Source organism: Geodermatophilus ruber, from assembly GCF_900114385.1.
Taxonomy (GTDB): Bacteria; Actinomycetota; Actinomycetes; order Mycobacteriales; family Geodermatophilaceae; genus Geodermatophilus; species Geodermatophilus ruber.
Genome location: NZ_FOSW01000001.1, coordinates 522053 through 542305, shown reverse-complemented (window position 1 = coordinate 542305; position 20253 = coordinate 522053). Strand labels below are relative to the sequence as shown.

At 74.6% G+C, this 20253-nt stretch carries 13 protein-coding genes; 5 read left to right on the top strand and 8 right to left on the bottom strand.

The window, feature by feature from the left end; translation table 11 throughout:
• The first annotated feature begins 144 nt into the window (after positions 1 to 144).
• Positions 145 to 1920: a SpoIIE family protein phosphatase gene (locus tag BMZ50_RS23560; protein WP_143087058.1), complete on the top strand. Its 1776-nt coding sequence runs from the start codon at positions 145 to 147 to the stop codon at positions 1918 to 1920.
• Between the two features lie 3 nt (positions 1921 to 1923).
• Here the strand turns inward: BMZ50_RS23560 and BMZ50_RS02705 are convergent, their stop codons facing one another.
• Complete coding sequence (locus tag BMZ50_RS02705) at positions 1924 to 2859, bottom strand: alpha/beta fold hydrolase (protein WP_091320909.1); 936 nt, start codon at positions 2857 to 2859, stop codon at positions 1924 to 1926.
• Between the two features lie 58 nt (positions 2860 to 2917).
• On the bottom strand, positions 2918 to 4102 hold the full coding sequence (locus BMZ50_RS02700) for an ATP-binding protein (protein WP_091320907.1): 1185 nt from the start codon (positions 4100 to 4102) through the stop codon (positions 2918 to 2920).
• A gap of 192 nt (positions 4103 to 4294) precedes the next feature.
• Here BMZ50_RS02700 and BMZ50_RS02695 point away from each other — a divergent pair, with 192 nt between their 5' ends.
• Both BMZ50_RS02695 and BMZ50_RS02690 read left to right on the top strand, forming a co-directional pair.
• Entirely contained in the window at positions 4295 to 4663 is a 369-nt protein-coding gene (locus BMZ50_RS02695; protein ID WP_177212600.1) for a phage holin family protein, read from the top strand.
• Between the two features lie 54 nt (positions 4664 to 4717).
• On the top strand, positions 4718 to 9691 hold the full coding sequence (locus tag BMZ50_RS02690; RefSeq protein WP_091320906.1) for an NAD-glutamate dehydrogenase: 4974 nt from the start codon (positions 4718 to 4720) through the stop codon (positions 9689 to 9691).
• 75 nt (positions 9692 to 9766) lie between these two features.
• Here BMZ50_RS02690 and BMZ50_RS02685 read toward each other — a convergent pair whose 3' ends face one another.
• The 3 genes from BMZ50_RS02685 to yaaA all read right to left on the bottom strand — a co-directional run bounded on the left by BMZ50_RS02685 (position 9767) and on the right by yaaA (position 14782).
• Positions 9767 to 11188 carry an amidase gene (locus tag BMZ50_RS02685; protein ID WP_091320904.1) on the bottom strand — a complete coding sequence of 474 codons (1422 nt, stop codon included), beginning with the start codon at positions 11186 to 11188 and terminating at the stop codon, positions 9767 to 9769.
• A gap of 78 nt (positions 11189 to 11266) precedes the next feature.
• A complete protein-coding gene (locus BMZ50_RS02680) occupies positions 11267 to 13924 on the bottom strand; it encodes a SpoIIE family protein phosphatase (protein ID WP_091320902.1) in 2658 nt (885 codons plus the stop codon).
• 99 nt (positions 13925 to 14023) lie between these two features.
• A complete protein-coding gene (gene yaaA, locus BMZ50_RS02675) occupies positions 14024 to 14782 on the bottom strand; it encodes a peroxide stress protein YaaA (RefSeq protein ID WP_091320899.1) in 759 nt (252 codons plus the stop codon).
• A gap of 217 nt (positions 14783 to 14999) precedes the next feature.
• Between yaaA and fdhA the strand changes: the two genes are divergently transcribed.
• On the top strand, positions 15000 to 16223 hold the full coding sequence (gene fdhA / locus BMZ50_RS02670) for a formaldehyde dehydrogenase, glutathione-independent (protein WP_245753284.1): 1224 nt from the start codon (positions 15000 to 15002) through the stop codon (positions 16221 to 16223).
• A gap of 21 nt (positions 16224 to 16244) precedes the next feature.
• On the opposite strand, the gene BMZ50_RS02665 is transcribed toward fdhA, so the two are convergent.
• The gene (locus BMZ50_RS02665) at positions 16245 to 17036 is read right to left on the bottom strand and encodes an exodeoxyribonuclease III (protein WP_091321061.1); all 792 of its coding nucleotides are present in this window, start codon (positions 17034 to 17036) and stop codon (positions 16245 to 16247) included.
• Positions 17037 to 17091: 55 nt separating this feature from the next.
• Positions 17092 to 18027: an acyl-ACP desaturase gene (locus BMZ50_RS02660; protein ID WP_091320895.1), complete on the bottom strand. Its 936-nt coding sequence runs from the start codon at positions 18025 to 18027 to the stop codon at positions 17092 to 17094.
• A gap of 352 nt (positions 18028 to 18379) precedes the next feature.
• Here BMZ50_RS02660 and BMZ50_RS02655 point away from each other — a divergent pair, with 352 nt between their 5' ends.
• Positions 18380 to 19849 carry an LCP family protein gene (locus tag BMZ50_RS02655; protein ID WP_245753282.1) on the top strand — a complete coding sequence of 490 codons (1470 nt, stop codon included), beginning with the start codon at positions 18380 to 18382 and terminating at the stop codon, positions 19847 to 19849.
• Positions 19850 to 19865: 16 nt separating this feature from the next.
• On the opposite strand, the gene BMZ50_RS02650 is transcribed toward BMZ50_RS02655, so the two are convergent.
• Positions 19866 to 20249: a VOC family protein gene (locus BMZ50_RS02650; protein ID WP_091320892.1), complete on the bottom strand. Its 384-nt coding sequence runs from the start codon at positions 20247 to 20249 to the stop codon at positions 19866 to 19868.
• Positions 20250 to 20253: the final 4 nt, after the last annotated feature.

The window sequence follows — 20253 nt, the reverse complement described above, 5'->3', positions numbered from 1 at the left end:
GGACGGTGCCCGGATCGTGGCAGCACGGGGCCGCGATGCCAAGGATCACGGCCGGTGACCGTGCCGGGCGGGGGTACGCCCATCGGGGGGAGGCCGCCGGGCGCGGCTCCGGTTCCGCTCCGGACATGGGGCAGAGTGTCCGTCGTGATCACCGACGGCGGCCCGCCCCCACGGGGAGACCTGCTGCTGCAGGCCGTCGAGGGGATGGAGCGGCCGCTGTTCGTCCTGGACGAGGACTGGCGGTTCAGCTACATCAACCCCGCGGGGGCGCAGATCCTGCGCCGCACCGTCGAGGGCCTGATGGGCAGGATGATCTGGCAGGAGTTCCCCGAGGCGGTGGGCAGCTCCTTCGAGGAGCTCTACCGGCGGGTCCGGGCGACCGGGGCCGCGGGCAGCACCGAGGCGTGGTTCGACCCGCTCGGGGTGTGGTTCCGCGCCGATGCCTTCCTCACCGATGCCGGCCTGGTCGTCACCTACGACGACGTCACCGAGCGGCGGCGCACCCAGGAGGAGCGGGCGGCTGCCGTCGTGGCCCGGGAGGAGGCGGCCCGTGCGGCCACCGAGGCCGCGGCACGCGCCGAGCGGGCCGGCCGGCACCTCATGCTGCTGGGGGACATCAACCTGGCGATGACCTCGACGCTCGACGTGGACGAGGCGGTGGCCCGGTTCGCCCGCCTCGTCGTCCCGGTGCTGGCCGACTGGTGCCTGGTGAGCGTGATCGACCCCGACGGCACGCGGCGGGACGTCGGCCGGGCGCACAGCGTCCCGGAGATGGTCGAGGCGATGCACCGCTACGCCGACGCCCGGGTGCGCACCAACAACCCGAGCGCACCGGTGCCGACGTCGCTGCGCAGCGGGCAGCCGGTGGTCATCGAGCGGCTCACCGACGCCGACATCGAGCAGATGGTCGGGGACCCGGCCAGCCGGGCCTCGCTGGCGCTGCTGCGGCCCTCCGCGGTGGCCACGTTCCCGCTGATCGCCCGCGGGGAGACCATCGGCGCGTTCACCCTCGTCAACGGCCCCGAGCGCGGCCCGCTCACCGCGGCCGAGCTGCGGACCGCCGAGATCGCCTCCCGGCGCGCCGCGCTGGCGCTGGACAACGCGCAGCTCGCCGCGGCCAACCAGCAGGTCGCCGAGCGGCTGCAGCACAGCCTGCTCTCCCCGCCGGTGCAGCCGGACGCCCTGGAGCTGGTGGGCCGGTACCGGCCGGCGACCCGAGGGGTGTCCATCGGGGGCGACTGGTACGACTCGTTCCTGCAGCCCGACGGCGACACGGTGCTGGTCATCGGCGACGTCATGGGCCACGACATCGAGGCCGCCGCCGCGATGGGTCAGGTCAAGACGTTGGTGCGGGCCATCGCCTACGACCGCTGCGAGGAGCCGGCCGGCGTCCTCCGGCGGGTCGACCACGCCCTCGTCGGGCTGGCCGTGCCGACCATGGCGACCGCGCTGGTCTGCCGCATCGAGCAGGGGCCGGCCGATCGGGAGCAGGGCCTGCGCCGGCTGCGCTGGGCCTCGGCCGGCCACCCCGTGCCGATGCTGCTGCACCCCGACGGCAGCGTCACCGACCTGACGACGTCGGTGGGCCCGCCGCTGGGCGTGGGCTGGCGGGGCCCGCGGGCCGACGGCCTGGTGCCCGTCCCGGAGGGCAGCACGCTGCTGCTGTTCACCGACGGGTTGTTCGAGCGGCGGGGCGTCCCCCTCGACGAGGGCCGCGAGCAGGTGGGCCGGCTGGTGGCCGCCGGGCCGCCGGGCGAGCCGCTCCCGGAGCTGTGCGACCGGCTGCTCGCCGTGATGCTGGCCGACGGTGCCGAGGACGACGTCGCGCTGCTCGCCGTCCGGGCGCACCCGGAGAGCTGGGTCCGGCCGCCGGATATCGCGCCGGGGCAGTTGCAGCCGGTGGCCGGTCGTCCCGTCTGACCGTCAGCGGCCGGCGGCGGCGCGCACCGCGCCGGTGATGGCCTCGACCCCCTGCGGTGCCCACAGGATCGAGTAGTGGTTGGTGTCGGGGACCTCGCGGGCGCTGATGTCGTCGGGGTCCACCCCGAGCTGGACCAGGCGCTGCTCGTCGTAGAGCCCCGGCGTCTGGTCGAGCAGCCCGCGCGGGGCCCAGAGCAGGGTGGTCGGCACGGGCGGGTCGGTGATCGCCTCCAGCAGCCGCGGGTTGAGCAGGATGTCGCCGCCGTCGACCCGCACGGCCTCCGGCACGCACGCGCTGCGCAGCGGGGCCGAGCCCGCCCCGGCCTGGTCGGCCTGCACGTCCCGGGCCAGGTAGGCGGCGACCGCCGGCACGTCGACCCACGGCCCCACCGCGGGGTGCCGCGCCCAGAACGCCCGGACGGCGGTCAGGTCGGGGAAGTCCATGCTCAGCCGGTCCAGGGCCGGCCCGAGGACAGCGGCGAGCATGGCGTCGACGTCGGCCCCGGGGGGCTGGGGGAAGGCCAGGCCGCCGTCGACCAGGACGAGCCCGTGCACCCGGTCCCGGGCCACCCCGGCGGTGGCCAGCGCGGCGACGAACGCGCCCATCGAGTGGCCCACGAGCACGGTGGCGTCCGCGCCGGCGCCGGCGTCGGCCCCGAACCGGTCGAGCAGGGCGGCGAGGTCGGCGGCGTGCGCCCCGATGCCGTAGGGGCCGGGCAGCCCGGCCGAGCCGGCCCGGCCGCGGAGGTCGGGCGCGACCACCTCGAACTCCCCGGCCAGCGCCTCGGCGACCGGCGCCCAGGCCAACGCGTTGGCGGTGATGCCGTGCACCAGCACCGCGATCGGGGCGCCGGGGGCGTCGGCGGGCCAGTGCAGCGCGGCGAGCTCGCCGCCCTCGACGGGCACGGTGATCGGTTGCGGTTCCCGGGAGGCAGGCACGTGCCCACCCTGCCGGGGCGGCGCGGCGCCCGCAGCTCAGCCGGCCCGATCAGCGTGCTCAGTCCAGGTGGTCGAGCAGGTACCGGCCGAAGTGGGGGACGGTGAAGGCGATCTGCCCGCGCTCGGCGGAGTAGACCAGCCCCTTCTTGATCAGCGAGTCCCGGGCGGGGGAGAGGGACGCCGGCTTGCGGCCGAGGGAGACGGCGACGTCCGACGTCGCCACCGCTGCGCCGTGGGGCCCGCCGAGCTCAGCCATGGCGTGCATGTACTCGCGTTCGGCCGGCGTCGCGCGGTCGTAGCGGGAGCCGAAGAACCCGACGGCCAGCTCGGCCTCGGCGACCGGGGCGGCCATGGCGACGTCGGCGGCGGTGATGGGGGAGGCGGCAGCGAGGTCCCAGGTGACCTTGCCGTAGGCCTGCACGAAGTACGGGTAGCCGTCGGCGGCCGCGTACAGGGCATCCAGCGCGTCGGGGTCGAAGGTGACCTCCTCCCGCTCGGCCGGCGCCAGCAGCGCGCGGTCGGCGGCGGCCCGGTCCAGCCGGTCGATGCGCAGGTAGCGGAAGAGCCGCTCGGAGTAGCTCTTGGACGCCGAGAGCACCGCCGGCAGGTGGGGCAGCCCCGCGCCGACGACGATCAGCGGCGCACCCTGCTGGGAGAGCTCGTGGCAGGCGGCGCAGATCGCCGATACGTCGGGCGTCTGGACGTCCTGCATCTCGTCGATGAACAGCGCGATGCCCTTGCCGACGTCGGCCGCCAGCCCGGCCGCGTCGCTGAGCAGCTCGACCAGGTCGATCTCCATGTCACCGGAGTCGGCCCGCCCGCGCGCGGCGGGCACGTCGATGCCCGGCTGCCAGCGATCGCGGACCTTCGCCTCGGTCGACTCCCGCAGCGCGAACGCCTTGACCACGCCCAGGACGGCGTCCATCGAGTCCTGGTCGGGATGGCGCAGCTCGCGCAGCGCCATGTGCAGCGCCGAGGAGACCGGGCGGCGCAGCGACTGCTCCGGCCGGGCCTCGATCTTGCCGGTGCCCCAGCCGCGGCCGATGGCGGCCGAGCGCAGCTGGTTGAGCAACACCGTCTTCCCGACCCCGCGCAGGCCGGTGAGCACCAGGGAGCGCTCCGGCCGGCCGTGCGCGATCCGCTCGAGGACGACGTCGAAGGCCGACAGCTCGCCGTCCCGGCCGGCCAGCTCCGGCGGCCGCTGGCCGGCGCCGGGCGCGTACGGGTTCCGCACGGGGTCCATGTCGAGCACCGTATGGCCGCGTCTAGCCCGGACCGTAGATGTCGGTAGAACGGGCTAGCGCGTGTCGCCGCCCTGCCCGCCTGCCCGCCGTGATCATGGGCTCGTTGCCGGCGACACGGAGCGACACGCCGCGGCGCCCGGCCCCAACCCCATGATCAACTGCCGCAGGGACGCAACCGATAGCGTGGCCCCGTGCTGAGGTTCGCGATCAAGGTCGTGCTCATGGCCGGTGTCTTCTTCCTGGTGACGCAGGTCCTGGACGGCATCACGATCGATGCCAACCCCGACGCGCCGCTGGGGGAGGCCGGCACCTATCTCTGGATCGCGCTGCTCTTCGCGCTGGTCAACGCGATCATCGGGCCGGTCATCCGGTTGCTCTCGCTGCCCTTCGTCCTGCTGACCCTCGGGCTCTTCCTGCTCGTGGTCAACGCGGCGCTGCTGGGCCTCACCGCGGCGATCACCGACCGGCTGGAGGTCGCCGGGTTCGGGGCGGCGGTCCTCGGTGGGCTGCTGCTGGCCATCGGCAACTGGCTCGTGGACCAGATCGTCGACCGGGGCTGAGCGTCGCCGCGTCGCTGTGACGCACCGCACCGGATCGGTCTACGGTCAGGCGTCATGGTGAGCACCGCCGGCGCCCCTTCCGCGGACCCCTCGACGACCACGGGGGACCGCGGAACGCCGGGGAGCGCCGGCACCGAGCTGGCCGCGCTCGAGGCGGCCCAGGCGGAGAAGCGTCACCTCCTGGAACGCGCCGCGCGGGGCGCGCTGGAAGGCAGCCCGGCGCCCGAGCTACCCGCCGGCTGCGCGGCCGCCGACGTCGCCGCGCTGCTGCAGCGCTACTACTGGAGCGAGCCGGCCGCCGAGGTGCTCCAGCAGGCCCCGGAGGACCTCGCCGCGCTCGCCCTGGGCCACCTCCGGCTGGCCGAGATGCGCCCGCAGGGCTCGGCCACCGTCGACGTGCAGCCGCTGCCCGGCCGCCCCGGCGCGCCGGCCCGCTCGATCGTGCGGGTGATCACCGACGACATGCCCTTCCTCGTCGACTCGGTCACCGTCGAGGTGGTGCGGCAGGGGTTCCGGCTGCAGCACGTCGTGCACCCGGTGCTGGTGGTCCGCCGCGACCTGGCCGGCCGGATCCTGGCCTTCTGCGACAGCGCCGACCCCGCCGCCGCCGGGCCGGACGCGCTGGCCGAGTCCTGGATGGCCCTCGTCCTCGACGGCCCCCTGGACGAGGAGGCGACCGGCGACCTGGCCACCGGCCTGCGCACGGTGCTGGCCGACGTCCGGGCGGTCGACGAGGACGCCGCGCGCATGCGGGCCCGCGCCCTCGAGCTCGCCGACCGCCTCGACCGGGCGCCGGCCGCAGTCGGCACCGGCGACCCGTCGGCGGACCCCGAGGAGGCCGCCGCGCTGCTGCGCTGGCTGGCCGACGACAACTTCGTCTTCCTCGGGGCGCGGGACGTCGAGCCGGTGCGCACCCGGGGGCGGGAGACCGCCCGCGCGGTGCCCGGGACCGGCCTGGGCGTGCTGCGCAGCGACACCGACATGAGCGGGCCGGCCACCGCGCTGCCCGAGGGGGCGGGGCGGCCCGACGCGCCCCTGCTCACGGTGACCAAGGCCGATCTGCGCTCCACCGTGCACCGCCGGGCGTGGCTGGACCTGGTGACGGTCACCCTGCCCGGTGCGGACGGCGGCGCGCCGCGGCAGCACCGCCTCGCCGGCCTGTTCCCCACCTCGGCCTACGCGCACAGCGTCCGCGACGTCCCGGTGGTCCGCCGCCGGGTGGAACAGGTGATCCAGGGCTCGGGCGTGCCGGCCGACAGCCACACCGGCAAGGAACTGCTCGCCGTCCTGGAGACCTACCCGCGCGACGAGCTGTTCCAGGTCGGCGCCGACGAGCTGCTGCCGGTCGCGCTGGCCGTGCGCTACCTGCAGGAACGCCGGCAGACGCGGCTGTTCCTGCGCCGCGATCCCGGCAACCGGTTCTGGTCGGCGCTGATCTACCTGCCGCGCGACCGGTACACGACCGAGGTGCGGCTGGCGGTGCAGCAGCTGCTGCTCGAGCGGCTCGGCGGGTCCAGCATCGAGTACACCGCGCGGGTCACCGAGTCGGTCCTGGCCCGCCTGCACTTCGTCGTCCGGCCGCCGGTGCCCCGCCGGGGGACGCCGACGCTGCCCGACGTCGACGTCGCCACCCTGCAGGACGAGCTCGCGGCGCTGGCGCGCAGCTGGACCGACGACCTCGCCGACGCGCTCACCGCCCGCTACGGGGCCGACGCCGAGCGGCGGCTGGCCCGGGTCGCCGACGCCTTTCCCGTCGGCTACCAGGAGGACTTCCCGGCCGCGACCGCCGTCGCGGACCTGGAACGGCTCGACGCGCTGAGCGAGGGCGAGATCGCGCTGGTGCTGCGCCGCCCGGCCGGCGCCCTGACCACCGAGCCGCGGCTGGCGGTCTACCGGGTGGGGGAGCGGCTGCTGCTCTCCGACGTGCTGCCGATGCTGCAGCACATGGGCGTCGACGTCGTCGACGAGCGGCCCTACGAGATCGACCGGATCGGCGCGCCGCTGGCCTGGATCTACGACTTCGGGCTCACCGCCCCGGCCGGGGACCTGCCGTTCCCGGGCTCGCTGCCCGAGCGGTTCACCGAGGCGGTGAGCGCGGTGTGGCGCGGGGAGGCCGAGGACGACGGCCTGGGGGCGCTCGTGCTGCTGGCCGGGCTGAACTGGCGGCAGGTGGCGGTGGTGCGCGCCTACGTCCAGTGGCTGCGCCAGGCCGGGCTGCCCTTCGGCCAGCGGTACGTGGAGACGACGCTGGCCGCTCACCCCGACGTCGTCGCCCGCCTGGTCGCGCTGTTCGAGGCGCGGTTCTCCCCGGGCCGGGACGCCGGCCGCGCCGCCCGGCAGCAGGAGCTCGTGGAGTCACTGCAGGAGGCCATCGGCGCGGTCGACTCGCTCGACGCCGACCGCGTCCTCACCGCCCTGCTCGCCGCCGTCACCGCCACCCAGCGGACCACCTACTACGCCATGTCGCAGGACCGGCCCACCCCGCTGGCGCTCAAGCTGCACCCGGCCGAGGTCCCCGACGTGCCCCAGCCGCGGCCGGAGCGCGAGGTCTGGGTCAGCTCCCCGCGGGTGACCGGCGTGCACCTGCGCTTCGGCGCCGTCGCCCGGGGCGGGCTGCGCTGGTCCGACCGGCACGAGGACCTGCGCACCGAGGTGCTCGGCCTGGTCAAGGCGCAGATGGTGAAGAACACCGTCATCGTGCCGACCGGCGCCAAGGGCGGGTTCGTGGTCAAGCACCCCCCGCCGGAGAGCGCGGGGCGCGACGCGCTCCTCGCCGAGGGGCAGGCCTGCTACCGGCTGTTCATCGGGGCGCTGCTCGCGCTGACCGACAACCTGGTCGAGGGCAGGGTGGTCCCGCCCGAGCGCGTCGTCCGGCACGACGGCGACGACACCTACCTGGTGGTCGCCGCGGACAAGGGCACCGCCACCTTCTCCGACCTGGCCAACGAGGTGGCGCTCGAGCGCGGCTTCTGGCTCGGTGACGCCTTCGCCTCCGGCGGCTCGGTCGGGTACGACCACAAGGCGATGGGCATCACCGCCCGCGGCGCGTGGGAGTCGGTGACCCAGCACTTCCGCGAGCTCGGCGTCGACGTGCAGAGCCAGGACTTCACCGTCGTCGGCATCGGCGACTGCTCCGGCGACGTCTTCGGCAACGGCATGCTGCTGTCCGAGCACATCCGGCTGGTGGCCGCCTTCGACCACCGGCACGTCTTCGTCGACCCCACGCCCGACGCGGCCGCGTCCGTCGCCGAGCGCCGGCGGCTCTTCGACCTGGGTCGCTCCTCCTGGGCCGACTACGACCCCGCGCTGATCAGCCCGGGCGGCGGGGTCTGGCCGCGGACGGCGAAGGCGGTCCCGGTCAGCGCGCCCATGCGCACCGCGCTGGGGCTGCCCGGCGACGTCGACTCGCTGTCGCCGGTCGAACTGATCCGCGCGGTGCTGCTCGCCCCCGTCGACCTGCTGTTCAACGGCGGGATCGGCACCTACGTGAAGGCCTCCACCGAGAGCGCCCTGGACGCGGGGGACAAGGCCAACGACGCGGTCCGCGTCGACGGCCGCGACCTGCGGGTGCGGGTCGTGGGGGAGGGCGGCAACCTCGGGTTCACCCAGCGCGGCCGCGTCGAGTTCGCCCTCGCGGGCGGGCGGATCAACACCGACGCCATCGACAACTCCGCCGGCGTGGACACCTCCGACCACGAGGTGAACATCAAGATCGCCCTGAACGGGGTCGTGGACGCCGGGCGGCTCGACGCCGACGGCCGGGCGGCGCTGCTCGGCGAGATGACCGATGACGTCGCGGCCGCCGTCCTCACCGACAACCACGCGCAGAACGCGACGCTGGCCGCCGAGGTCACCTCGGCCCGCAGCCTGCTCGACGCGCACGAGCGGTTCCTCCGCAGCCTGGAGCGCTCCGGCCGGCTGGTCCGCAGCGTCGAGGCACTGCCCGACGACCGCGCGCTGACCGAGCGGCGCCGGGACGGGCACGCGCTGACCGGCCCCGAGCTGTCGGTGCTGCTGGCCTACGCCAAGCTCGAGACCGGCGACTCCGTCCTCGCCTCCGACCTGCCCGACGACCCGGCGCTGGAGGACCTGCTGGTCGGCTACTTCCCGGCCGCGCTGCGCGAGCGCTTTCCCGAGGCGGTCACCGGCCACCCGCTGCGCCGGGAGATCATCGGCACCGCGCTGACCAACCGGTCGGTGAACGTCGCAGGGGTCACCGGGCTGTTCCGGCTGGTGCAGGAGACCGGCGCGCCGCTGGCCGGGGTGGTGCGGGCGCACGCGGTGGCCCGGGCGGTGTTCGAGGTCGACCGGCTGTGGGACGCCGTCCGGCCGCTGGACAACCGGGTGCCGGCCGCCACCCAGGTGGAGCTGCGGACCGAGGCCACCCGGCTGGCCGAGCGGGCGGCGCGCTGGCTGCTCCGCCTGCCCGAACTCACCGCCGCGAAGCCGGCGCCGATCGGTGAGGTGACGGACCGGTTCGCCCCCTCGGTCGCCGCGGTGCGGGCCGGCCTGCCCTCCTGGCTGCTCGGCGCCGAGGCCGCCGCATACGCCGAGCGCGCGGACCGGCTGCGGCAGGTCGGCGTACCGGACTCCCTGGCCGGCGAGGTGGCCGCCGCGCCGCTGCTGCCGGTCGCCCTGGACCTGGCGGTCGTGGCCGAGCGGACCGGCGCCCCGATCGCGCTCGTCGGCCGGGTGCAGCAGTGCGTGGCCGAGCGGCTCGCGCTGGTGCCCCTGCGCGAGCTGGTGATCGCCCTGCCGCGGGACCGCCGCTGGCCCTCGATGGCCCGCGCGACCCTGCGCGACGACCTCGCCGCCGAGCAGGCCGCGCTCACCGCCGAGGTGCTCGCCGGGCGGCGCGGCGACACCGAGCCCGCCGCCGAGCTGGTGGCCCGCTGGGCGGGCGGTTGGGACGGCACCCAGCAGCGGGCGGCCGCCCAGCTGGCCGAGATCGCCGCGGGGGACCGGCAGGAGCTGGCCGAGCTGCTGGTCGCCGTCCGCACCCTGCGCGGCCTCCGCCGCTCCGCCTGACGGTCGCCCGATCCGCGACTGATCTCGCCATCTCTACGGCTCTCTAGCGCTGGAGCCAGAGAGCCGTAGAGCACGTCAGAGGGCCGGACGGCGCTCGCCGAACCGGGTGGCCTGCTCGAACGCGTGCCCGACCTCGAGCACCCGCCGGTCGGCCCGCGGCGCGGCGATCACCTGCAGCCCGACCGGCAGCCCGTCGGGGGTGAACCCGCCGGGCACCGACAGCGCCGGGCAGCCGGTGGGGGTGATGAGCGTGCAGGCCCGCATCCACTCGAGGTAGTTGTCCAGCGGCACGCCGCCGATCTCGGTCGGGTACTCCTGCTCGACCGGGAAGGGCAGCACCTGGGTGGTGGGCGCCAGCAGGACGTCGTAGCGGTCGAAGAAGCCGACGACGCGCTCGTACAGGGCGGTGTGCGCCGTCTCGGCCCGGGAGAGGTCGGAGCCGGACAGCTTGGCGCCCATCTCGGCGTTCCAGCGGATCGACTCCTTCACCTGCTCCGGGTGCTGCTGGGCCAGGTCGCTGAAGGCGGCGTCGAACAGCCAGGCGCGCAGCGTGCCGAACACGTCGTCGGCACCCGACAGGTCCGGGCAGTCGAGCTCGACGCGCGCACCCAGCTCCTCGAAGACCCGCACCGACCCGGCCAGCACCTCGGTGATCGCCGGGTCGACGGAGATCCGGCCACCGAGGTCCGGCGCCCAGGCCACCCGCACCCCGTCGAGCCGCTCGGGCAGCGGCGCGGCGAACCCGGCGCCCGGGTCGCCCAGCGCGATCGGCACCCGCGGATCGGGCCCGGCCATCGCGGAGAGGGCCAGCGCGACGTCGGCCACCGTCCGCCCCATCGGGCCCTGCACCGACAGCTGCGACCAGCCGATCGGCGCCGGCCAGGTCGGCACCCGCCCCGGGGTGGGCCGCAGCCCGACGACGTTGCAGAACGCCGCCGGGTTGCGCAGCGAGCCGCCCATGTCGCTGCCCTCGGCCACCGGCACGAACCCGGCGGCCAGCGCGGCGGCGGCCCCGCCGCTGGAGCCGCCGGCCGAGAGCCCGTGCCGGTACGGGTTGTGGGTCACGCCGAAGAGCGTGTTGAAGGTGTGCGAGCCGGCCGCGAACTCCGGAGTGTTGGTCTTGCCGACCCGCACCGCCCCGGCCGCCCGCAACCGCGCCACCACGAGCTCGTCCTGCTCGGGCACCGTCTCGGCGTGCAGCGGGGAGCCCCACGTGGTGCGCATCCCGGCGGTGGCGTGGGTGTCCTTGTGCGCGACCGGCAGCCCGTGCAGCGGGCCGATCTCCTCGCCGGCGGCCAGCGCGGCATCGGCGGCATCGGCCGCGGCGCGCGCACCCTCGGCGTCCACGGTGACCACCGCGTTGACCCGGGGGTCGAGTCGCTCGATCCGGTCCAGGCAGGCGTCGGTCAGCTCGCGCGCCGACAGCTGCCGGGAGCGGATCAGCGCAGCCAGCTCCGTGGCCGGGCGCAGGCAGAGCTCGTCAGTGGTGGCGGTCACCGTACGAGGTTGCCATAACTCTGTCGTCCTCCGGACGACACCGCGGCCACGTGCCGTTCCCCGGCCCGGTCGAGCCCCCTAGGAAGCGGGATTCGGCCGGAGGACGTCCGGGACGGCGGTCGGGCCCGCCTCGGACGGCCGCGGCAGGTCCGGCTGGTGCAGCCGGACGGCGACCAGCGCGACGTCGTCCTCGGGGCGGCCGTCGACCAGACGGTCGATGAGCTCATCCAGCAGCTCCTGCAGCGGCCGGTCTGCGAGCTCGGTGAGGGCCTCCCGCAGCCGCACCATCCCGGCGTCGAGGTCGGCGTCGCGCCGCTCGACGAGGCCGTCGGTGAACAGCAGGACCGTCGACCCCTGATCGAGGGTGATCACCGACTCCTGCCGGACGACCTCGTGGTCGACACCGAGCAGCAGGTCGCCCTTCCACGTGGACAGCTCCGCGACGCTGCCGTCGGGGTGCACCACCAGCGGCGGCAGGTGCCCGGCGTTGGTCCATCGCATGCGGGTGATGCCGCGCCGACGGTCGTCGTCGGTCTGCTCGAACCGGGCCACCGCCGCGGTCGCCAGCACCCGGGTCTCCAGCACCGCCATCGAGGCGTCGAGCCCGCGCAGCACCTCGGCGGGCGGGGCGGCGCTGTAGGTGGCGATGCCCCGCAGGAGCCCGCGCAGCTGGCCCATGGCGGCCGCGGCCTCGGTGTCGTGGCCCACGACGTCGCCGATCACCAGCATCGTGGCCCCGCCCGGCTGCAGGAACGCGTCGTACCAGTCGCCGCCGACCCGTGCCGCCTCGGCGGCCGGCAGGTAGCGGACGGCGATCTCGGCGTGGTCGGGCTGGGGTGGCTCGGTCAGCAGGCTCCGCTGCAGCCCTTCCGCGAGCTGCTGCTGCTGGGCGTAGAGCCGGGCGTTGTCCAGCGCCAGCCCGGCGCGGTCGGCGACGTCCTGCGCGGTGGCCACGTCGTCCTCGCTGGGGGCGTGGCCCTCGCGGTAGAAGAGGGTCAGCAGCCCGACGGTCCGTCCCCGGGCGCGCAGCGGCAGCGCCACCTCGCTGGCGGGGGCGAGGACGGCGAGGAGGTCCCTGGCGCGGCCCGGCGGCAGCACGTCGAGGACGTCGTTCCCGGTGAAGGCGACCGGCTCGCCGGTGTGCAGCGCCCGGGCGACCGGCGCGGTGACCGGCATGACGTCCAGCCGGACCTCGGCGTACCGATCGAGGACCGGGCGGCTCGCCGGGTCCACGTGCCAGGTCCCGACGTCGCGGGGCCGGCCGTCGGCATCGATGACGGTGAGGACGCAGAAGTCGCTCAGCGCCGGCACCACGAGGCGGGGCAGGCGGGCGGTGGCGGCCTCCACGTCCAGCGTGCCGGCGAGCTCGGCGCTGACCTGGGCCAGCAGGGCCAGCTGCTGGGCCGAGCGCTCGGCGCGCTCGCGGGACTGCTTGCGCTCGGTGACCTCGATGAAGTAGACGGACAGGCCCTCCGGGCTGGGCCAGGCGCGCAGCTCGTACCAGCCGTTCAGCGGCGCCGGGTAGTGGGCGTCGAAGTTGACCGGCTGCGCGGTCCGGACGGCGCTGCGGAAGCCCTCCTCGAAGACGCTGTCGACCGTCGACGGGAACGCCGTCCAGATCACCTGGCCGAGCAGCTCCTCCCGTGAGCTGCCCAGGAGCCGTTCGGCCTCGGCGTTGACGTGGGTGAACCGCCACTCGTGGTCGAGTGAGTAGAAGCCGGCCGGCATGGCCTCGAGCACCCGGGCCACGCGGACGTCCCCGCTGCGGTCCTCGGTCGTGTCGTAGGCCGCGCCCAGGATGCGCGCCGCGGGTCCGTCCGACCCGGCGAGCGCCCGGCCGCGAGCCTGCACCCAGCGGGTGCCGCCGCCGGGGCGCACCACCCGGTACTCGGCCTCGAATTCGCCGCGGGTCTCGATGCAGGCGCGCAGCGCCTCGCTGACCCGGGGCAGGTCGTCGGGGTGCAGCCGCCGGTTGAAGGCGTCGATCGTGCCGTCGAAGTCCTCGGCGGCATAGCCGAACGTGGCCATCAGCGGCTCGTCCCAGGTCAGCTCGCCGGTGCGCAGGTCCCAGTCGAAGGTGCCGACCCCACCGGCGTCCATCGCCAGCCGCCAGCGCAGGTGCTGCCGCTCGTACTCGCTGGTCAGCGCGGCGTACTGGAGCTCGGTGACCACCGCGGCGGCCAGTTGGCGCAGGGTGGCCACGTCCGTGCCGGACCACTCCCGGGGCGCCGGGTCGGTGACGCACAGGACGCCCACGACGTGGCCCTCGTCGTCGGTGAGCGGGACGCCCAGGTACGCGCCGACGGCGCCGGAGGCGACCGGTGGCAGGCCCGCGAGCCGCTCGTCGGACGGGGCGTCGCCGGCCAGCAGCGGAGCGCCGGCGGTCGCGGTGAGGGTGCACAGCGATTCGGGCAGCGGTGTCTCGCCGAGGGCCTCGCCGGGAAGCAGCCCGGAGGCCCCCGCGATGGTCTGGACGTCGTCCAGCATCGAGATCTGCGCGGTCGCCGTGCCGAGCAGCCGGGCCGCCAGTTCGGTCAGCCGGTCGAGGGCGGCGGTCCCGCCGCACGGGGGGCGCAGCCGGCGGGCCGCTCGGACGCGGGCCGGATCACTGCGCAACTGGTCGGCTGCGCGGTCAGCGTTGGACGGGCGCACGGCGTCAGCCCGCCGTGGGGATTCCTCCACCGAAACCTTTCTGCCGGCCCGCGGCCGGGGGGTGTGCGAGGCGCGTGACCGCATTGTTCGGATCACGCGCGTCACTGCTGTTATGTCATGCCCGCTCGATCGTGCGCAACGCGCCTGACGTAAATCACCTTCTCGGTGACGCTGAGTACTCGCTCAGCGGGTCACGGCGTCGGCGGGCACCACCAGGGTGAGCTTCGTCCCGCCGTCGTGTTCCACGTGCAACCCCGCCCGCCGGAGCAGTGCCCGCAGCCGGACGACGTCGCCGGGCTCGCCGGTCGTCGTGGCCAGCAGGCGCGCGACCCGGCCCTTGTGGGCCTTGTTGAAGTGGCTGACCACCGCGCGGGTCCCGTCCGGCCGCTCGCTGAGCACGTCGACGGTGACCGCCCCGGGCGCCGGGGCCAGCGCCGCGTAGGAGCCGCTGCGCAGGTCGACGACGAGGTCGTCGACGGCGGCCAGCACCGGGCCGAGCGCCGGCCGCCACACCGCGCGCAGCGTCGGGCGGCCGGGGAGGGCCGCGCCGGCCGACAGCCGGTAGGCCGGGATCGCGTCGGCGCCGCGCACCAGGCCGAACAGCGCCGAGCCGACGGCGAGGCGGCGGTCGGCGCGGGCGCGCTGCGCGCGGGTCAGCGACCGGACATCGAGGGCGTCGTAGAGGACGCCGGTGTAGCGCTCGAGCGCGGGCATCGTGGGGCTGTCGAACAGGACGGCGTTGCGCTCTATCTCCGCGTCCTGCGCGGGCGACAGGCCCAGCGCGGTGCGGGCGGCGGGGACGTCGCCGGCCAGCTTCACCAGGGCCTCGGCGAGCTCGGTCCGCACCGGCGTCAGCTCGGGGGTGCTCAGCGCGGCGAGGTCGAGCGGGGCGCCGTCCCCGCCCGGGGCCTTGGTCTCCGAGGGGGGCAGCAGGACGAGCACGACGGGCCACGCTACGTCGGGACAGGCCGGGCCCCGCCACCGGGCACGGCCACCCGCGGTCGACGATCCGCGATCGGGTCGAGACTCGGCGAACCGGCGCAGGGCATCAAGGGCGAGGTCGTGGCCCCGTAGCCCGGCCGAGAGGGACGTCCGCGTCGATCGGCGCGGGTGAGGACGAAGCAGCCGACCGAACCGGCCGGACGACGAGGAGGACGCCGTGGCAGGCAATGGCAACAGGGGTGTCAGGTACATGGGCCCGGGCAAGGTAGAGGTCGCCGACCTCGACTACCCGGATTTCGAACTGCACGACGGTCCGGGAGTCAACCCCGCCAATGTGGGCCGCAAGGTGCCGCACGGCGTGATCCTGCGGACCGTCGCCACCAACATCTGCGGCAGCGACCAGCACATGGTCCGCGGCCGGACCACCGCCCCGGAGGGTCTCGTGCTCGGGCACGAGATCACCGGGGAGATCGTGGAGAAGGGCCCGGACGTCGAGTTCCTCGAGGTCGGCGACCTGGTCAGCGTGCCCTTCAACATCTCCTGTGGCCGCTGTCGCAACTGCAAGGAAGGCAAGACCGGCGTCTGCCTGAACGTCAACCCCGACCGCCCCGGCTCGGCCTACGGCTACGTCGACATGGGCGGCTGGGTCGGCGGGCAGGCCGAGTCCGTGCTGGTGCCGTACGCCGACTGGAACTGCCTGAAGTTCCCCGACCGCGACCAGGCGATGGCGAAGATCCAGGACCTGGCGATGCTCTCGGACATCTTCCCGACCGGCTACCACGGCTGTTACACGGCCGGTGTGACCACCGGCTCCACCGTCTACATCGCCGGGGCCGGGCCGGTGGGTCTGGCGGCGGCCACCTCGGCGTTCCTGCTCGGCGCTGCCGTCGTCATCGTCGGCGACCTCAACCAGGAGCGGCTCGCCCAGGCGCGCAGCTTCGGCTGCGAGACCGTCGACGTGACCCAGGGCCACCCGAGGGACCAGATCGAGCAGATCCTCGGCGAGCCGGAGGTCGACGCCGGCGTCGACGCGGTCGGCTTCGAGGCGCACGGTCAGGGGGCGGAGGCGCAGCAGGAGCTGCCGGCGACCGTGCTCAACTCGCTGATGGAGATCGTCCGGGCCGGCGGGGCGCTGGGCATCCCCGGCCTCTACGTGACCGGTGACCCCGGCGCGGCCGACGACGCGGCGAAGGTGGGTTCGCTGTCGATCCGGCTGGGCCTGGGCTGGGCCAAGTCGCACGCCTTCTTCACCGGTCAGTGCCCGGTGATGCGCTACAACCGCCAGCTGATGATGGCGATCCTGCACGACCGGGTGCAGATCGCGAAGAACGTCGGTGCCACGGTGATCTCGCTGGACGACGCGCCGCGCGGCTACGCGGAGTTCGACCAGGGAGCGGCCCGCAAGTACATCCTCAACCCGAACAACCTGATCCCCACCTGACAGCCGGGGAGCCGTCCGGATTCAGGGCGCCAGGTCGACCACGACGGGGGCGTGGTCGCTGGCGCCCTTGCCCTTGCGCTCCTCGCGGTCGATGAGCGCGCCGGTCGTGCGCGCGGCGAGGGCGGGGGAGCCGAGCACGAAGTCGATCCGCATGCCCTCGCGGCGCGGGAAGCGCAGCTGGGTGTAGTCCCAGTACGTGTAGACGCCGGGGCCCGGGGCGTGCGGGCGGACGACGTCGGCGTACCCGCCGTCGAGGAAGGCGCGGAACGCGGCCCGCTCGGGCTCGGAGACGTGGGTGGAGTGCGTGAAGACGCTCATGTCCCACACGTCCTCGTCCTGCGGGGCGATGTTCCAGTCGCCGACGAGGGCGACGGGGGTGTCGGCGTCCCGGTCCAGCCAGCCGGCCGCCGTCGTCCGCAGCGCCTCGAGCCAGCGGAGCTTGTAGTCGTAGTGCGGGTCGGTCAGCGTGCGGCCGTTGGGCACGTACAGGCTCCACACCCGCACGCCGCCACACGTGGCGCCGATCGCGCGGGCCTCCGCGGCCGGATCCTCACCCCAGCCGGGCTGGCCGGGGAAGCCGATCTCGACGTCCGCCAGCCCGACGCGGGAGAGGATCGCCACGCCGTTCCACTGCGAGTGGCCCACGTGCGCGACCTGGTAGCCGAGGTCGGTGAAGCGGGACTCGGGGAACTGGTCGTCGCGGCACTTGGTCTCCTGCAGCGCCAGGACGTCGACGTCGCGCCGCTGCAGCCAGGCGACCACCCGGTCGGCACGGCTGCGGATGGAGTTGACGTTCCAGGTGGCCAGTCGCACGTGCACCGAGCTTACGGAGTAGCTCGCGAGCGGTTTGCGCGCTCCAGCGACTCCGTCAGGCGTTCCGGGCGGCCTCGCGGGCGCGCATCCGCTCGCGGCTCTCCACGAACCGCGTCGCCTGCGCGTCCAGGCCGGCGAGGAAGACGGCCAGCTCCTCGCGGGCCTTCTCGCCGGCCGGGCCGAGGTCGGTGCGCTCGAAGACCTTCCAGGCCCGCAGCACCGGGCTCACCACCTCGTCGTGGTGCAGCCGCAGGTCGTAGATGCCGGCCTTGGCGATGGTCATCGAGTTCTTCCGGAAGCCGGCCATCGTGGCGCCGGGCATCTCGAAACCGACGACCTCCTTGGTCACCGCCTGCATCGCGAGGTCGGGGTCGATGTCGAACGCCGCGGCCATGAGGTTCCGGTAGAAGATCATGTGCAGGTTCTCGTCGGTGGCGATGCGGGCCAGCAGCCGGTCGGCGATCGGGTCCCCGGTGGCCCGGCCGGTGTTGCGGTGCGAGACACGGGTGGCCAGTTCCTGGAAGGACACGTAGGCCAGCGCCTCCAGCGGGGTCTTGTCGCCGGAGTCGTAGCCGGTGGTCATGTAGTCCATCCGCGCCCGCTCCAGCTCCACCGGGTCGACGCCGCGGGTGACGACGAGGTAGTCGCGCAGCGCGACCCCGTGCCGGTTCTCCTCCGCCGTCCAGCGGCCCACCCACTGGCCCCAGGCGCCGTCCCGGCCGAACCGGGTGGCGATCTCCCGGTGGTAGCTGGGCAGGTTGTCCTCCGTGAGCAGGTTGACGAACATCGCCGCCTTCGCCGCCTCGGAGAGCCGGGACTGCTCCGGCGCCCAGTCCTCGCCGCCGAGGAAGGCGAAGTCCCGCCCCTGCGACCAGGGGATGTAGTCGTGCGGGTGCCACTCCTTCGCGACGCCGAGGTGGCGGTCGAGATTCTGCGCGACCACGGGCTCGAGCTCGTGGAGCACCGCCGCGTGCGGGGACGTCGAGGGCATGCGGACCTCCGGGGTGCGGTCGACCAACGTCTGCCTGGACCTACGACTGCGTAACCTACGTTCCCGTAACCAGGGTCATCCCCTGGAGGTTCCCCGGGACGGCCCGCACCACGCATGGACGGCGTGTCCCCGCCGCGTCCCCGCAGGTCGGCGGTCGCGCCCTCGCGGTACGGCGCGCCCGGGAGTGGGACCATGGCCGGATGACCGGCATCCGTCCAGCGGGGGCGTGCGCGTGAGCGAGCACTGGGACGCAACCCGTCCCATCGGGCCCCGGCGGCCCCTTCCTCCGCTGCCGGAGCCCTCTCCCCGCGCCCGGCGCCGCGAGCGACGGCACTTCCGCTCCGCGCTCGCCATGACCGTGGCGGGCGCCGTCGTCCCCGGTGTCGCGTTCCTCGCGGCCGGGCGGAGGGTGCTCGGTTCGGTCGTCCTGACCCTGTTCCTCCTCATGGTGGGGGGTGTGGCCTGGCTGGCCACGGCCGGCCGCCGCACCGCCGTGCAGATCGCCGTCGACGCGAACTGGTTGATCTGGCTGATCGGCGGGGTGTTCGCCGTGGCGGTCCTCTGGATGGCGGTCGTCGTCGCCGGCTACCGGATGCTGCTGCCGGAACGGACCACCGCGCTGCGGCAGGTGCTCGGCGGGATCGTGGTGCTCGCGCTGCTGGCCGGCATCGCCCTGCCGGCCTTCTACGCCACCCGCCTCGGGCTGGCCCAGCGCGGCCTGATCGAGGGCCTGTTCGCCGAACGGGAGTCGGCGACCGTGGACGTCACCGCCGACCCGTTCGGCGACCAGGACCGGGTCAACGTGCTGCTGCTGGGCGGGGACGGCGGGCAGGGGCGCGACGGCGTGCGCACCGACACCGTCCTCGTGGCCAGCATCGCCACCGACACCGGGCAGACCACGCTGTTCAGCCTGCCGCGCAACCTGCAGGAGCTGCCCTTCCCGGCCGACAGCCCGCTCGCCGAGGTCTACCCCGACGGGTTCGACGCCGGCAGCGAGAGCGAGAGCCTGCTCAACGCGGTGTACCGCAACGGCCCCGCGGACCACCCGGACATCCTCGGCCGCACCGACGACCCAGGGGCGGACTTCCTCAAGCTCGGCGTCGGTGAGGCGCTGGGGCTGACCATCGACTACTTCGTGCTGGTCAACCTCGACGGGTTCAGCCGGCTGGTCGACGCCCTCGGCGGCATCACGGTGAACGTCAACTACTACGTGCCGATCAACGGCGACCCCGGCACCGGCGAGCTGCCCGACGACTACATCGAGCCCGGGCCGAACCAGCGCATGGACGGCGAGCGGGCGCTGGACTTCGCCCGCGGGCGGTTCGGGCTCACCGACTACGACCGGATGGCCCGCCAGCGGTGCACCATCAACGCGATCATCAAGGCCGCCGACCCGGTCACGCTCCTGCAGCAGTACCAGGAGCTGGCGGCCACCACGCAGGACATCGTGAGCACCGACATCCCGCAGTCGGCCCTCGACGACTTCGTCGACCTGGCGTTCCTGGTCAAGGACACCGAGCTGCGCAGCGTCGTGTTCGACACCAGCCTCATCGACCCCGCCTATCCCGACTACGACGAGATGCGGGCGATCGTCCGGCAGGCGCTGAACCCGGCCCCGGCGGCCGACGACGCCCCGCCGGACGGGACGCCGCCGGGCGCCGAGGCGCCGTCGACGGCTCCGAGGACGCCGCCGACGGCCGGTGCGCCGGTGCCGGAGGCGGGGCCGACCCCGGTCACCGAGGCCGGCGACGCCTGCGCCTACGACCGTGCCCAGGCCCGGGCCGCGCGGGCGGAGGGTGAGCCGCCGAACAAGGCGGACTGACCCCGGCCGCTGCGGCTCACATGCTGGCGAGCTGGATGAGGTTGCCGCAGGTGTCGTCGAGCACCGCCGTGGTCACCGGGCCCATGGCCGTCGGCTCCTGGGTGAAGGTGACGCCGAGCCCCTTCAGTCGCTCGTGCTCCTCGTGCACGTCGGCGACGGCGAACGAGGTGAACGGGATGCCGTCGGCGACCAGCGCCTGCTTGTACGGGCCCACTGCCGGGTGGTCGCTGGGCTCGAGCACGAGCTCCACGCCGTCCGGGTCCTCCGGGGAGACGACGGTGAGCCACCGGTGCTCGCCCATCGGGATGTCGTTCTTCGTCACGAAGCCGAGCGTCTCGGTGTAGAAGCGCAGGGCCTTCTCCTGGTCGTCGACGTGGATGCTGGCCAGGTTGATCCGCATGCTC

Coding starts and splice junctions, on each gene's coding strand:
- BMZ50_RS02650 (WP_091320892.1), bottom strand. CDS start 20,249: ATGCGGATCAACCTGGCCAGCATCCACGTCGACGACCAGGAGAAGGCC.
- BMZ50_RS02660 (WP_091320895.1), bottom strand. CDS start 18,027: ATGCCCTCGACGTCCCCGCACGCGGCGGTGCTCCACGAGCTCGAGCCC.
- BMZ50_RS02680 (WP_091320902.1), bottom strand. CDS start 13,924: ATGCGGTCACGCGCCTCGCACACCCCCCGGCCGCGGGCCGGCAGAAAG.
- BMZ50_RS02655 (WP_245753282.1), top strand. CDS start 18,380: ATGACCGTGGCGGGCGCCGTCGTCCCCGGTGTCGCGTTCCTCGCGGCC.
- BMZ50_RS02690 (WP_091320906.1), top strand. CDS start 4,718: ATGGTGAGCACCGCCGGCGCCCCTTCCGCGGACCCCTCGACGACCACG.
- BMZ50_RS02700 (WP_091320907.1), bottom strand. CDS start 4,102: ATGGACCCCGTGCGGAACCCGTACGCGCCCGGCGCCGGCCAGCGGCCG.